This is a genomic window from Thermoanaerobacterium xylanolyticum LX-11 (genome assembly GCF_000189775.2).
Lineage (GTDB): Bacteria > Bacillota > Thermoanaerobacteria > Thermoanaerobacterales > Thermoanaerobacteraceae > Thermoanaerobacterium > Thermoanaerobacterium thermosulfurigenes.
This window is the reverse complement of the sequence record NC_015555.1, coordinates 1,627,923-1,641,381: the sequence shown is the minus strand read 5'-3', so window position 1 is coordinate 1,641,381 and position 13,459 is coordinate 1,627,923. Positions and strand designations below refer to the sequence as shown.

General features: G+C 36.5%; 16 protein-coding genes. 15 read left to right on the top strand and 1 reads right to left on the bottom strand.

The window, feature by feature from the left end; all coding sequences use genetic code 11:
* Positions 1-98 precede the first annotated feature (98 nt).
* Positions 99-1,922: a translational GTPase TypA gene (typA, locus tag THEXY_RS08130; protein WP_013788359.1), complete on the top strand. Its 1,824-nt coding sequence runs from the start codon at positions 99-101 to the stop codon at positions 1,920-1,922.
* A 20-nt stretch (positions 1,923-1,942) separates the two neighbouring features.
* Here the strand turns inward: typA and THEXY_RS08125 are convergent, their stop codons facing one another.
* A complete protein-coding gene (locus tag THEXY_RS08125) occupies positions 1,943-2,530 on the bottom strand; it encodes a lytic transglycosylase domain-containing protein (protein ID WP_013788358.1) in 588 nt (195 codons plus the stop codon).
* A 140-nt stretch (positions 2,531-2,670) separates the two neighbouring features.
* Between THEXY_RS08125 and THEXY_RS08120 the strand changes: the two genes are divergently transcribed.
* The 14 genes from THEXY_RS08120 to radC all read left to right on the top strand — a co-directional run bounded on the left by THEXY_RS08120 (position 2,671) and on the right by radC (position 13,445).
* Positions 2,671-3,471 (top strand): SPOR domain-containing protein, encoded by an 801-nt coding sequence (locus THEXY_RS08120; RefSeq protein WP_230197571.1) that lies wholly within the window; start codon positions 2,671-2,673, stop codon positions 3,469-3,471.
* Positions 3,472-3,482: 11 nt separating this feature from the next.
* Positions 3,483-3,836: a DRTGG domain-containing protein gene (locus THEXY_RS08115; RefSeq protein WP_013788356.1), complete on the top strand. Its 354-nt coding sequence runs from the start codon at positions 3,483-3,485 to the stop codon at positions 3,834-3,836.
* 2 nt (positions 3,837-3,838) lie between these two features.
* Positions 3,839-4,258 (top strand): ATP-binding protein, encoded by a 420-nt coding sequence (locus tag THEXY_RS08110; RefSeq protein WP_013788355.1) that lies wholly within the window; start codon positions 3,839-3,841, stop codon positions 4,256-4,258.
* Positions 4,259-4,279: 21 nt separating this feature from the next.
* Positions 4,280-5,590, top strand: a complete 1,311-nt coding sequence (locus THEXY_RS08105; protein ID WP_013788354.1) for a [Fe-Fe] hydrogenase large subunit C-terminal domain-containing protein — start codon at positions 4,280-4,282, stop codon at positions 5,588-5,590.
* Positions 5,587-5,916, top strand: coding sequence for a DRTGG domain-containing protein (locus THEXY_RS08100; RefSeq protein ID WP_013788353.1), 330 nt, complete (start codon positions 5,587-5,589; stop codon positions 5,914-5,916). Before THEXY_RS08105 ends, THEXY_RS08100 begins: the two co-directional genes overlap by 4 nt.
* A complete protein-coding gene (locus tag THEXY_RS08095) occupies positions 5,913-6,608 on the top strand; it encodes a PHP domain-containing protein (RefSeq protein WP_013788352.1) in 696 nt (231 codons plus the stop codon). The genes THEXY_RS08100 and THEXY_RS08095 overlap by 4 nt, the downstream gene beginning before the upstream one ends.
* A 142-nt stretch (positions 6,609-6,750) precedes the next feature.
* A complete protein-coding gene (locus THEXY_RS08090; RefSeq protein ID WP_013788351.1) occupies positions 6,751-7,233 on the top strand; it encodes an NADH-quinone oxidoreductase subunit NuoE family protein in 483 nt (160 codons plus the stop codon).
* 2 nt (positions 7,234-7,235) lie between these two features.
* Positions 7,236-7,781: an ATP-binding protein gene (locus THEXY_RS08085; RefSeq protein WP_013788350.1), complete on the top strand. Its 546-nt coding sequence runs from the start codon at positions 7,236-7,238 to the stop codon at positions 7,779-7,781.
* 2 nt (positions 7,782-7,783) lie between these two features.
* Positions 7,784-8,149 carry a (2Fe-2S) ferredoxin domain-containing protein gene (locus THEXY_RS08080; protein ID WP_013788349.1) on the top strand — a complete coding sequence of 122 codons (366 nt, stop codon included), beginning with the start codon at positions 7,784-7,786 and terminating at the stop codon, positions 8,147-8,149.
* A 13-nt stretch (positions 8,150-8,162) separates the two neighbouring features.
* Complete coding sequence (gene nuoF / locus THEXY_RS08075) at positions 8,163-9,953, top strand: NADH-quinone oxidoreductase subunit NuoF (protein WP_013788348.1); 1,791 nt, start codon at positions 8,163-8,165, stop codon at positions 9,951-9,953.
* 20 nt (positions 9,954-9,973) lie between these two features.
* Entirely contained in the window at positions 9,974-11,719 is a 1,746-nt protein-coding gene (locus THEXY_RS08070) for an NADH-dependent [FeFe] hydrogenase, group A6 (RefSeq protein ID WP_013788347.1), read from the top strand.
* 151 nt (positions 11,720-11,870) lie between these two features.
* On the top strand, positions 11,871-12,122 hold the full coding sequence (locus THEXY_RS08065) for a DUF4321 domain-containing protein (protein ID WP_013788346.1): 252 nt from the start codon (positions 11,871-11,873) through the stop codon (positions 12,120-12,122).
* A 31-nt stretch (positions 12,123-12,153) separates the two neighbouring features.
* Positions 12,154-12,729, top strand: a complete 576-nt coding sequence (locus THEXY_RS08060) for a Maf family protein (protein WP_013788345.1) — start codon at positions 12,154-12,156, stop codon at positions 12,727-12,729.
* A gap of 11 nt (positions 12,730-12,740) precedes the next feature.
* Positions 12,741-13,445 (top strand): RadC family protein, encoded by a 705-nt coding sequence (gene radC / locus THEXY_RS08055; RefSeq protein ID WP_013788344.1) that lies wholly within the window; start codon positions 12,741-12,743, stop codon positions 13,443-13,445.
* Positions 13,446-13,459: the final 14 nt, after the last annotated feature.

Below are 13,459 nucleotides of genomic sequence, written 5' to 3'. Positions count from 1 at the left end.
TTTAGGCGATATTTTATAGTTTGTTGACTATTTAGGCATATTAATATATCATTATATATTGTATAAAATTTGCATTTGTGTGGAAGGAGTTAACCTAAATGGGGTTTGTAAGGGACGATATAAGGAATGTAGCTATAATAGCGCATGTTGATCACGGGAAAACAACTTTAGTAGACGGTATGCTTAAGCAAAGCGGCATTTTTAGGCAGAACGAAAAAGTCGAAGAGAGAGTAATGGATTCAAATGAGTTAGAAAGAGAAAGAGGAATAACTATTCTTTCAAAGAATACAGCTATTAGGTATAATGGTGTAAAGATAAACATAGTTGATACACCAGGGCATGCTGATTTTGGTGGTGAGGTAGAACGGGTATTAAAAATGGTTGATGGTGTATTGTTGCTTGTAGATGCTTTTGAAGGACCAATGCCTCAAACCAGATTTGTATTAAGCAAGGCTTTAGAGCTTAATTTAAAACCTATAGTAGTTGTTAACAAAATCGATAGACCTGATGCAAGGCCAGAGGAAGTCATTGATGAAGTCCTCGATCTTTTTATTGAGCTTGGTGCTGATGATGATCAGATTGATTTTCCTGTAGTATATGCTTCTGCCAGAGAAGGCATTGCTAAGTTAAGCTTAAAGGATGAATCAGTAGATTTGCGTCCTCTTTTTGATACTATCTTAAAAGAGATTCCGGCGCCAGAAGGTAATATAGATGATCCGCTGCAGCTTATTGTTACCACACTTGACTATGATGATTACATTGGGAGAATCGCTATTGGAAAAGTGGTTAGAGGTAAAATTGTATCAGGTGAAAATGTGGCAATATGCAAGAGAGATGGGTCTGTGCAAAATGTTAAATTAAGCAATCTGTATCAATATGAAGGTTTGAAAAGAGTACAGGTTGATGATGCTAAGTTGGGTGATATAGTAGCTGTATCAGGTATAAGCGACATTGAGATTGGAGAGACGATAGCCGATCCAGAAAAGCCAGAGGCTGTAGATTTTGTTGAAATAGAAGATCCAACCATTTCGATGACATTTGGCGTAAATACGAGTCCGTTTGCAGGTAGGGAAGGCAAATACGTGACATCAAGGCATTTAAGAGAAAGGCTTTTTAAAGAGCTTGAAACGAATGTAGCATTAAGGGTTGAGGAGACGGAGACGACAGAAGCATTTAAAGTATCTGGACGTGGCGAGTTGCATTTATCCATTTTGATAGAGACTATGAGGCGTGAAGGATATGAGCTTCAGGTATCTAAGCCATCTGTGATTATAAAGGAGATAAATGGTGTCAAGCACGAGCCTATTGAGCTTGTTACTATTGACATACCAGAAGATTACATGGGTGTAGTCATGGAAAAGATGGGCTCAAGAAAAGGAGAGCTTATGGATATGCATACTTTAAAACCTGGTACATTAAGGCTGAAATTTAAGATACCGACAAGAGGCCTCATAGGATATCGCTCTGAATTTCTTACTGATACCAAGGGAAATGGGATAATGACATCTATAATCTATGACTATGAACCGTACAAAGGGGATATACCTACAAGATCGAGAGGGTCTTTAGTGGCTTTTGAAGCTGGCACTACAACGACTTATGGACTTTACAATGCACAAGATAGAGGAACTCTTTTTGTAGGTCCAGGCGTCGAAGTGTACGAAGGTATGATAGTTGGTGAAAACTCCAGAAGTGATGATATAGATGTCAATGTTTGTAAGAAAAAGCATGTTACTAATTTGCGTTCTGCCACTGCAGATGAAGCATTAAGGCTTTCACCAGTTAGAGAAATGTCGCTTGAAGAAGCTTTGGAGTTTATCGCCAACGATGAACTTGTGGAAGTTACGCCTAAAAGCATAAGGCTTAGAAAAAAGATATTGAGTGCGCAACAAAGGTATAAAAATGCTAAATATAAACAATAAAAGGGGGTATGACCCCTTTTTTATTTTGAACCATCGGATGTATCATTTAGTATTTTGCTTATGTAGTTTATGGTTTCTTCATATGGTGGTATGCCATTGTATTTATTTATAGATTCTTCTCCTGCATTGTATGCTGCTAAAGCTAATGCGGTATTGTTGTACTTATTAAGCAATTGGCTTAGCAATTTTGTTCCACCATCGATATTTTCTTCTGGGTCAAAAGGATTTGTTATACCTAAATACTGTGCTGTTGACGGCATTAACTGCATTAGGCCCATTGCGCCTGCACTTGATACAGCATAAGGATTGTAGTCTGATTCGGCTTTTATGACAGCATCTATCAAATCTTTGCTGACGCCGTATTTTTTTGAAGCCTCATTTATATAGCTTTCTATTTTGTCTTTTGATACGCCAGTCATATCTGGCGTTTTATTACTAAAATCAATTGTTTCTGATTTTATATCTTCAGTTGAAGTGGTGCCTTCGCTTATCAATTCATTTAAGATGTCCTGAAATGAATTGCTTTTATCCACCAGGTTTATTTTTACAGGCAATCGCGATTGTATATCGCTAAATCTGCTTTCGATGATTGAATCTACATAGTCCATTTTCAAAAACCTCCTATATTTTTTATAATTCGACATAAAATTTAAAAATCCTTTTTTGTTTTAAAAAATGAGAATATAGTCTCAAATAATGAATGATTTGCAAAAAGGATTTTAGTGATCAGTGTAGAATATATAATTAGGTGATTGATGTGTATACAGACGAAGAAAGTAAGAAAAATACAAAATTAGGTTTTAAAAGGATTATATTGTTATTGCTTTTATCAATAGTTGCATCTATAGGGATAGGATTTATAATTTCTCAGTATGCTATAAAACCTTATATAGCTAAACTATCTGAAAAAAGCATGAATGCTTATTCTGTGAAGATACCCCAGCTTAATTATTACATCATAAAAATAGGCCAGTACAGCGATGAAAAAGATGCTTCATATAATTTGAATTTGCTTACCATGAAAGGAATCTACGGAGAAATCCTTAAAGATGGTGAAAGTTATATTTTGTGTTTGGGACAATTTATGGACAAAAAAGATGCCGATGATTTCAGTTTAAAGCTTAGTAAAAGTGGCATTAATTCATCTGTGGCTTTGTACTATGGACCTGTTTATCAGGTATATTATGAAAAAAATTCAGAAAAAGATGTGAAGGAAGTAATTGATAGGTTAAATGTTTTTTTAAGCAGTTTGTCACATTTATCACAGCTTTCTTATAAAATAGCTTTTGGAACTATCAGCGAAAAAGATATCGATGATACAGAAAAGTACTTTAAAAAGTATAGCAATATGACTTATAATAGAAATATAGATGAAAATTTAAAAAAAATTTTAGATGATACGGAGGCAATTAATAGTCAAATTTTAAACAATTTTGGTGATATAAAGACATCGTTTGAATTAAATGATGGAAATGCTTACAGGCTAACTCAGAAGCTTCTTATGGATTCCATAGAGCAGTATTATGACAGCGTGAGTTCTTTAAAATAGGGGAGTGTAGCATGAAACTTGAGAAAGTGAAAGAAATATTAAACGCGGAAGTGCTTTGCGGCTATGATAGATTATCTGAAGAAGTAAATACGGCATGTGGTGCAGACTTGATGAGCGATGTTTTGGCTTCAAAAGATGAAAAGTCTCTGCTTTTAACAGGACTTACAAATGTTCAAGTTGTTAGGACAGCGGAGGTCTTAGGCGATATAGTGTGCATCGTCTTTGTGAGAGGTAAAAAGCCTGGACCTGAGATCTTAAAAATGGCAGATTCCGCATCGATAGTAATTATGAAGACAGATTATCCGCTTTTTATCGCTTGTGGTCTTTTATATAAAAATGGACTTAATTGTGGGAGTGAATTTTAATCGTGAAGCCGTATACAATGGATTTTGATGTCAAAGCAAGAGATTTTTCATCCGCAGGAGAATCGTCAAGCAAGTTCCGGAAGACGCTGCTTATGCTTTCAATACCTTCTGACATAGTCAGAAGGGCGTCTATTGCAGCTTATGAAGCCGAGATGAATATAGTCATTCATTCTTATGGAGGCAAGATGCATTTTGAAATATATTCTGACAAAATTTTGATAATTGCTGAGGATACAGGTCCTGGCATAAAAGATTTAGAGCTGGCTATGAAAGAAGGATATTCCACAGCGCCAAAAGAAGTGATTGAAATGGGGTTTGGTGCAGGAATGGGTTTACCTAACATGAAGCGAAACGCCGATACTATGGAAATAGTAAGTCACGATGAAAGAGGAACGAAGATCGTCATGACGATTAATTTTTAAATTTTAAGGTGGTTGTTTTCAATGTACTTTCATTCTGTAACTCTTGATAGAGATAGATGCAAAGGTTGTACCAATTGTATAAAAAGGTGCCCTACTGAGGCAATACGTGTAAGAGATGGGAAAGCAAAGATAATAAAAGAGAAATGTATTGACTGTGGAGAGTGCGTAAGGGTGTGTCCTTATCATGCTAAAGTCGTGGTGACAGATGATATAGGAATGATGGAAAATTACAAGTATAAAATTGCTCTTCCTGCGCCTTCTCTTTACGGTCAATTTAAAGACATGACAATAGGCGACATACTGGCATCTTTGCAGTCATGCGGGTTTGACGAAGTTTTTGAGGTTGCTTATGCTGCTGACATCGTATCGTATATAACGAGGAATATAGTAAAGACGAAAGATTACAAAAAGCCTATTATATCTTCTGCGTGTCCTGCTATTGTCCGGCTTATACAGCAGAGATTTCCTTCATTGATGGATAATATTTTGGACATAATGCCACCTGTTGAAGTGGCTGGAAAAATTGCCAGAGATGAGGCCAAGAAGAAGACAGGGCTTAGTGATGAAGAAATAGGGGTGTTTTTTATATCTCCATGTGCTGCAAAAGTCACCAGCATAAAGAACCCCATAGGTATTGAAAAATCGTTTATAAATGGTGCTTTCTCTATGAGGGATGTCTACAGCATGATATTAGACAAAAGAAAATTTGTGGAGAAGAAAATCGAGCATACTTCATCAATGATCGGCGTTGGATGGGCAAATGCAGGGGGTGAATCGTACGGTACATCATTGGAAAATTGCCTTTTTGTAGATGGGATTCAAAATGTCATAGGTGTGCTGGAAGAGATTGAGTTAGGTAAATTAGACGATATTGATTTTTTTGAGGGTCTTGCGTGTGTTGGAGGGTGTGTCGGAGGACCTTTGACTGTCGCAAATAATTTTGTTGCGAGAAACAGAATAATGAAACTAAAAGAAAAATTAAATAAAGATGTGGTAGTAAAAAAATATATAGAGGTTGATTTTAATGAGTTTATGCTAAATGTCAAACTTAAAAAAAGTGATGTCTTAAATTTAGATGAGGATATAGACAAAGCTATTGACATGATGAACTCAATTGATGAAATCTACAAAAGTTTGCCAGGGCTTGATTGCGGTTCTTGTGGTTCTCCTGGATGCAGAGCCCTTGCAGAGGATATAGTAAAAGGATTTGCCAGCGAATATGACTGCATCTTTAAATTAAAAGATAGGATTAAAATATTGGCAGAAGAAATAAACAAACTTTCAATTAAAATTCCGCCTGTAATAGGCAGTGATAAGGAGGAAAAACCTTGAAAGTAAAGGATATATTAAGTCAGGAGTTTACTTTGGTAGCAGGAGAAGGAGGCATAGAAAAGGAAGTAAGCAATGTCTATGTGTGTGATTTGTTAAGCTTTGTAATGTCTCACGTGAAAAGTGGAAGTGCATGGGTGACGATTCAGACGCATGTAAATGTAATTGCGGTTGCTGTTATGACAGAGATAAGCTGCATCATCATCTGTGAAGGAGAAAAACTTGATGAAAATGCTAAAGAAAAGGCTGATGAGGAAAACATACCTGTCATAGCGTTTAATGGCAGTTCATTTGAAGCAGCAGTTAAATTAAGCGAGATGATTAAATGAAGTTTTACTATGATTTGCACATTCATTCATCATTATCTCCATGTGCTGACGATGATATGACGCCTAATAATATCGTCAATATGGCTTTAATAAAAGGGCTTGATGTAATATCTTTGACAGATCACAATTCAACTAAAAATGTAGAAGCCGTCCATGAATTATGCCAGCATAAAGGAATAAAGTTTATACCAGGCATAGAAGTTCAGACAAAGGAAGAAGTTCATGTATTATGTTATTTTTTTGATATTCTTGACTGTTTGAAATTTGGTGAAATGATTTATAATAGCTTAGACTGCGTAAAAAATAACAAATACATTTTCGGAAATCAATTAATTATGGATAAAGACGACAATATTGTGGATGAAGCAGAAAAGCTGCTTCTATCTTCCAGCAGCTTTTCTGTTGATGAAATCTTTAGAATGATGGATGGCATTGGTGCTGCTGTGCCTGCTCACATAGATCGCACTTCTTACAGCATCATTTCAAATCTCGGTTTTATACCAAATATATCAAATCTTAAAACTGTGGAAGTGTCTTCAACATTTATTCACAATAGCTTTGTGGACGAATGTATAAAGAAGTATAAAGTAATTACTTCTTCTGATGCTCATCATTTAGGGCACATAAACGAAAGGATAAATTGCCTTGATTTAGATGACTTGGACATGATAGTTGATTGGATGTGCAAGTAAAGAAAACATATCAAATTAGTCGGGATTATCAGAAAATAAAAAAATTTTTATTTTTAACTGTTAAAAAAATAATTAACATATGGTATAATAATTATGTCCTATTTTGCAATTTTAAAGATTTTTTTAAAAGGAGGGTAATTAGATGCAGGCAATCTACGAAAAATTCAGCCAAGAAAATATAAACAAGTTAAAAAAAGTGATAGACCAGTTGAAAGATACAGACGGTTCTCTGATTGCCGTCATGAACGAGGCTCAAGAAATATTTGGCTATTTGCCTATAGAAGTCCAGCAATTTATTTCAGAAGAAATGAATGTACCATTGACAGAGATATTTGGCATTGCGACGTTTTATTCCCGCTTTACATTAAAGCCATCCGGAAAGTACAAAATCGGCGTTTGTCTTGGTACCGCTTGTTACGTAAAAGGTTCTGCGATGGTTCTTGACAAATTGAAAGAGAAGCTTGGCATAAGCGTAGGTGATGTCACAGGTGATGGCAAGTTTTCCCTTGAAGCAACTCGTTGCTTAGGTGCTTGCGGTCTTGCGCCTGTAATGATGATAAACGGAGAAGTTTTTGGCAGATTGACACCTGATGATGTTGAAGATATATTGAAGAAATTTGATTAGATATGAAGGAGTTATCGCTTTACATCTTAGATATTGCTCAAAATAGCATAAAAGCTGGTGCAAAAAATATATCAATTAAATTAGAAATTGATCATAAAAAAGACTTTATGCGTTTAAGCATTGAAGACGACGGTTGTGGAATGGACGAAGAACTTTTAAAAAAAGCGTTTGATCCTTTTACGACAACAAGAAAAGAGCGGAAAGTTGGATTGGGTCTGCCTTTTTTTAAAGAATTAGCCCTTCAATGCGGAGGAGATGCAAAAATAAGGTCTCAAAAAGGTGTTGGCACTTATGTAGAAGGAACTTTTAATCTTTCAAGTGTTGATTTGATTCCAATTGGCGATATACCTTCTACTATAGTTTCGCTTATAGTCTCTGATAGCGATGTTGACGTGTTGTTTGAAATTATATCAGATGGTAAAAAATTTTCGTTTAATACTTTGGATGTTAAAAAACTGCTAAATGGCGTAAAGATTACAGAGCCTTCTGTATTGCGGTGGCTAATTGAGTACCTTGAAGAAAACATAAATTGTGTCATGGAGGTGTAAATATGAAATCTATAGAGGAATTAGAAAAAATAAGAAAAGAGACATTGGAAAAGGTAAATCTTCGTAAAGATAGAAACGGCATAAGAATAACGGTCGGCATGGCTACGTGCGGTATAGCTGCTGGTGCAAGGCCTGTTATGATGGCTATATTGGATGAGCTTGGCAAAAGAAATATTACGGATGTGGTTGTTGCTGAGACTGGCTGTATTGGCATGTGCAAATATGAACCTATGGTGGATGTTTATGTTCCAGGACAAGAAAAAGTTACGTATATAAAAGTTGATGAAAACAAGGCAAGACAGATAGTTGCTGAACACGTCGTTAATGGACATCCAATTAAAGAATGGACTATTAGTAGTATTGAATAAAGGAGGGCTGTAGATGTTATATAGATCACATGTTATGGTTTGTGGTGGTACTGGTTGTACATCGTCAAATTCAGATAGAGTAGCAAAATGCTTTGAAGAAGAGATTGCAAATAAAGGTTTAGATAAAGAGGTTCAGGTTGTAAGAACTGGATGTTTTGGACTGTGCGAGTTGGGCCCAGTTGTTGTAGTGTATCCTGAAGGCGTATTTTACAGCCGTGTCAAAGAAGAATATGTTCCAGAAATTGTGGAAGAACACCTTTTAAAAGGAAGAGTTGTTAAAAAGTATCTTTACGGAGAAAGCGTCACAGAGGAAGGAATCAAACCTTTAGAGGAAACAACATTTTTCAAGAAACAGCAGAGAGTTGCTTTAAGAAACTGTGGTCTTATAAACCCAGAGGATATAAAAGAAGCAATTGCATTTGATGGCTATAAAGCATTGGCAAAAGTGTTGACTGAGATGACTCCAGAGCAAGTTATAGCGGAAATTAAAAAATCAGGCTTAAGAGGTAGAGGTGGTGGTGGCTTCCCTACAGGTATAAAGTGGGAATTTGCTTACAACCAAAAAGAGACGCCTAAGTACGTCGTTTGTAATGCTGATGAAGGTGATCCTGGTGCCTTCATGGACAGAAGCGTATTAGAGGGAGATCCTCACAGCGTTTTGGAAGCTATGGCTATAGCAGGATATGCAATTGGTGCTAACCATGGTTATATTTATGTAAGGGCTGAATATCCTCTTGCGGTAAAAAGGCTTCAAATTGCTATAGATCAAGCAAGAGAGTACGGACTTTTAGGTAAAAATATTTTCAATACTGGGTTTGACTTTGATATAGAGATAAGGCTTGGAGCAGGTGCTTTTGTCTGCGGTGAAGAGACTGCACTTTTAAATTCTGTCATGGGAAAACGCGGTGAGCCAAGGCCAAGACCTCCATTCCCTGCTGTAAAAGGAGTATGGGAAAAGCCAACTATCATAAATAACGTTGAAACTTATGCAAATATTCCTGCAATCATATTAAACGGGGCAGAATGGTTTGCAAGTATAGGTACTGAAAAGTCTAAAGGTACAAAGGTATTTGCTCTTGGTGGAAAGATCAACAATACTGGTCTTGTAGAAGTGCCTATGGGTACAACGCTAAGAGAGATCATATTTGAAATAGGTGGAGGAATACCGAATGGCAAGAAATTTAAAGCAGCTCAGACAGGTGGGCCATCTGGTGGATGTATTCCTGCAGAACATTTAGATACACCTATTGACTATGATTCGCTTCTTAATATTGGTTCTATGATGGGTTCGGGTGGACTTATCGTAATGGACGAAGACAACTGTATGGTTGATATTGCAAAATTCTTCTTGGAATTTACTGTCGATGAGTCATGTGGCAAATGTTCACCATGCCGCATAGGTACAAAAAGAATGTTGGAATTGCTTAATAAGATAACATCAGGGAAAGGCGAAGAAGGAGATATCGAGAAACTGGAAGCCCTTGCTAATTCCATAAAGGCATCTGCTTTGTGCGGATTAGGTCAAACAGCTCCTAACCCTGTTCTTTCTACCATAAAGTATTTTAGAGATGAATATGAGGCACACATAAAGGAGAAGAGATGCCCTGCAGGTGTTTGCCAAGCGCTTTTGAAATTTAGAATCGATCCAGATAAATGTAAAGGGTGCGGTATATGCGCTAAGAATTGTCCTACAAACGCTATATCTGGAAAAGTTAAGCAGCCTCATGTAATAGATCAAGATAAATGCATAAAATGTGGAACATGTATGGATAAATGTCCGTTTGACGCTATATACAAGAAATAGTAATGAAAGGAGTGCAAAACATGGATAAAGTTCGAATAACTATTGATGGAATTCCTGTAGAAGTACCTGCTAACTATACAGTATTGCAAGCTGCAAAATATGCGAACATTGATATTCCAACACTATGCTATCTTAAGGAAATAAATGAAATAGGTGCTTGCAGGCTATGTGTTGTTGAGATAAAAGGTGTTAGGAATCTCCAAACATCTTGTGTTTATCCTGTAAGCGACGGAATGGAAATATACACAAACACGCCTCGTGTAAGAGAAGCAAGAAAATCTAATTTAGAGCTTATACTATCTGCACACGACAGAAGCTGCCTTACATGCGTAAGAAGCGGAAACTGCGAATTGCAAGATTTAAGCAGAAAGTTTGGCATAGACGAAATAAGGTTTATGGGCGAAAATATAAAATATCAAAAAGATGAATCGTCACCTTCTATCGTAAGAGATCCAAATAAATGCGTATTGTGCAGAAGGTGTGTTGCTACATGCAACAATGTGCAGAATGTTTTCGCCATAGGCATGGTCAACAGAGGATTTAAGACTATCGTTGCACCGTCATTTGGCAGAGGTCTGAATGAATCACCATGTATTAGTTGTGGACAGTGTATAGAGGCATGCCCTGTCGGAGCAATATACGAAAAAGACCATACGAAGATGGTTTACGATGCGCTTTTGGATGAGAAGAAGTATGTTGTCGCTCAGACAGCTCCTGCTGTTAGAGTTGCACTTGGTGAAGAATTTGGAATGCCTTACGGTTCAATAGTGACAGGCAAAATGGTATCAGCTTTAAAAAGGCTTGGGTTTGATAAAGTATTTGACACCGACTTTGCTGCAGATTTAACTATAATAGAAGAAGGCAACGAACTTTTAAAGAGGCTTAACGAAGGCGGTAAGCTTCCTATGATAACATCTTGCAGTCCTGGATGGATAAACTATTGTGAGAGGTATTATCCTGAATTTATAGACAATCTTTCCACTTGCAAATCGCCTCACATGATGATGGGCGCAATAATAAAGAGCTATTTTGCAGAAAAAGAAGGTATAGATCCAAAGGATATTTTCGTCGTATCAATTATGCCGTGTACTGCTAAAAAGGGTGAAATAGACAGACCACAAATGATAGTAGATGGCATGAAAGATGTTGATGCTGTTTTGACGACGAGAGAGCTTGCTCGCATGATAAAACAGTCGGGTATAGATTTTGTAAGCTTGCCTGATAGTGAGTATGACAATCCACTTGGCGAATCGTCTGGTGCTGCTGTTATATTTGGTGCTACAGGCGGTGTTATGGAAGCTGCTTTAAGAACTGTTGCAGATATAGTTGAAGGCAGAGATATTGAGAATTTTGAGTACGAAGAAGTAAGAGGATTGGAAGGAATAAAAGAAGCAAAGATTGATATAGGCGGAAAAGAAATAAAAATAGCTGTAGCGAATGGCACAGGAAATGCTAAGAAGTTATTAGATAAGATAAAAAATGGCGAAGCAGAGTACCACTTCATAGAGGTTATGGGATGTCCTGGCGGTTGCATAATGGGTGGTGGACAGCCTATACACAATCCAAATGAAAAAGATTTGGTAAGGGAAAGCAGGTTAAAAGCTATATATGAAGCAGATAAAGACTTGCCGATTAGAAAATCCCACAAAAATCCAATGATAACAAAGTTGTACGAAGAATTCTTAACAAGTCCATTGGGGGAAAAATCTCATCATTTGCTTCATACAACCTATAGCAAGAAGGATCTTTATCCCATGAATGATTAAAAAATCTCCTGAAAGGGAGATTTTTTTTGCCATAAATAACATATTAAAAAAAGATTAGATTATGTCGAAATACAAAATATTTATGTTATAATTAAAAGGAAAAGTTTTAAAACAAGTGATTTGGGAGAAAATAAACAGAAGGAGTGGGAAGATGAAGAGAAGCAAGGGGATTGGTACGTTGTGCTTTTTGCTTTTAGTAGGTCTTCTTTTTGGCGGGTTTGTTGGAGACTTCCTTGCTAAGTACGTTCATGCTTTTTCGTACCAACAGATGATAGGAATGAACAGCCCAATAAGTATCGATCTAAATTTTATAAAAGTATCGTTCCTACTGGCTTTTAGGTTCAACTTGGGAACTGTAATAGGACTTATAATTGCTATATTTTCGTATTATAAGGTAAAATAATCTATAAAGATGAAAAGTGGAGTATATGTATATGGAAATTGTACTTGCATCTGGATCACCCAGGAGAAGCGAAATACTATCAAGTATTGGTGTGAATTTTTCTATAATACCAAGTGACGTAGAAGAAGTGACGGATGAAAAAGAGCCAGAGAAGATTGTCATGGATTTATCATGGAAAAAAGCATCATTTGTCGCAGAAAAATTAAGTGGTGATTTTTTAATTATAGGAGCTGATACAGTAGTTTTTGTTGATGGAGTCGTCCTTGGCAAACCTAAAAACAAGAGTGATGCATTTAATATGTTAAAGGCGCTGTCAGGGCGATGGCACCAAGTCTATACTGGTGTTACAGTCATATCATTAGAACAAAATAAAATAGTTAAAGAATATGAAAAAACAGATGTGTACATTAAAAGTTTAAGCGATGAAATGATATTTAATTATATAGAAAAAGGCGAGTACATTGATAAAGCAGGTTCATATGCCATACAAGGATATGGTTCACTTATTGTTGATAAGATAAATGGCGACTACTACAATGTAGTAGGACTTCCTATATCGAAGTTGCATGATATCTTATCGAGAGAATTTGATGTGCATTTGCTTTAGGGGGGTAATGTATGGGAGAGGAATCTCGCGTAACGATTAAAGATTTGCCAGAAGATGACAGACCAAGAGAAAGACTTATAAAATACGGGCCATCTGTATTGTCAAACGCCGAACTAATGGCTATAATTATAGGGACAGGAAATAAAGATGAAAGTGCTATAATGCTGTCACAAAGGCTTTTAAGCGAAGGCCATGGGCTTAAATACCTATTAGACACAGGTGTTGAAAGGCTTTCGGAAATCAAAGGCATAGGGTTGGCAAAAGCAGCAAAAATTAAGGCTGCGATTGAGCTGGGTCGTAGAATAGCTCTTACAGGCTACAGTGATGGCTATATCATAAAAAAACCTGATGATGTGATAAGCTTGCTTATGGATGAAATGAGATACTTAAATAAAGAGCACTTTAAAGTGGTTTTGCTTAATGTAAAAAATAAGGTAATTGCTGTTGACACTGTTTCAATAGGGAGTTTAAATACTTCTATAGTTCATCCACGAGAGGTATTTAAAGCTGCTATCGAAAGGTCAGCGTCTTCCATAATAATGGTTCACAACCATCCCAGCGGTGATCCTACTCCCAGCAGAGAAGATGTAGAAGTATCAGATAGGATTTATAAAGGTGGCAATTTAATAGGAATAAAGGTATTAGATCATATTATCATTGGTGATGGAATAGGTATAAGTTTAAAAGAAAAAGGCTATTATGATTTTGATAAATAAGGAAGGAGTTATAA